The organism is Nodosilinea sp. P-1105 (assembly GCF_012911975.1).
Lineage (GTDB): Bacteria > Cyanobacteriota > Cyanobacteriia > Phormidesmidales > Phormidesmidaceae > Nodosilinea.
The window spans coordinates 1-1137 of record NZ_SMDQ01000170.1 but is presented as its reverse complement, the minus strand read 5'-3'; the positions used below and the strand labels follow the sequence as shown (position 1 = coordinate 1137).

Here is a 1137-nt window from a genome sequence, read left to right as displayed (position 1 = left end):
CCAGTGGGCCAATAACCAGCCATAGATTTCTTGAATCACCAACCGAGGTGTCTTGGAGCGCACCGGCACTTTGCGACCATTAAGGTGCGTTTTCCATTCATCGAGGGTATTTTCCGCTTCCCACCGGTCATGATAGTGCTGGGCCAACAGCAGCGCTGGAAACCGTTCAATATCGAGCAGGTCGGTGATGAGACGGTAGGTTTGAACTTCACCGTCGGACTCAAGGGTGTATTCAATCACCCGCACTTGAATCCGGCCAATCCCCTGTTTGCGGGACTTACGGTCCGGGGCAATCCAACTGAGATAGGAGCCATCCTCCAGCGGTTTCACCACCTCAAACTTGACGTTTGCCGGGACTCGTCCCAGATAATGAGCTCCCGTGGCCAGGGTTTCATGGACCATGCGGAACGAGTGCAACCCCCGGTCCCACATCAGCAGCATGCCTGGGGTCAGCGAGCGCAACAGCCGTCGCACTTGCACCCGTTCATGGCGGCGATAGGGCGAAATCAAGGCATCGCAGAGCAGATGGGTCCCCGCCTCCACCAGAAACACCAGGCGGGCTTTTGGGAACGCCGCTCGGGTGCCCCGACGACTCCCCGGATAGCCAAACACTCGGGCATTCTCCTGGGTATCCGGCAGGTCAAAGACACTGCCATCCACCGCCATCAGGCGCAACCCGCCCAGGAAGGCCCCCGGCGTCTCGGGAGTCGCCAGGGGACGGGCCAGACGGTGAAATAAACGACTCATCACCTGAGGCCCCACCCGTTGACGCGCTTCACTAATCGAGGACTTGCTGGGCACCCGCCAGCGCTGACCCAGACGAATCCACTGCTGGCTTAACCCGGCCACCAGGTTTTTGAGCACATCTACAATCGAATCCTGCGCCCACACATTCAGTGCAATCACCAGCGCCACCACCAGGGGGGTCGGCAACGCCCGTTCTCGCTGGTGCTGACTGTGGGATTGCTGGATAGCGGTCTCTATCGCTTCGACGGAAATGGCACTCTCTATCGCCTGCAATAACTCTCGGGGTCCCAAACTCGGTTGTACCCACGTAAATTCCTTGAGTTGCACCATACACCTGCTCTGTCAGAACAGTGCAAATATACTGAAATTCTGTTTATCCGAACAGTATTG

1 protein-coding gene is annotated in these 1137 nt (G+C 57.7%); it reads right to left on the bottom strand.

Annotated features, from left to right (window positions below):
• Positions 1-1077 (bottom strand): IS4 family transposase (locus E1H13_RS26600; protein ID WP_169617971.1); only part of this gene is annotated, 1077 nt, incomplete at its 3' end.
• Between the last annotated feature and the right edge of the window lie 60 nt (positions 1078-1137).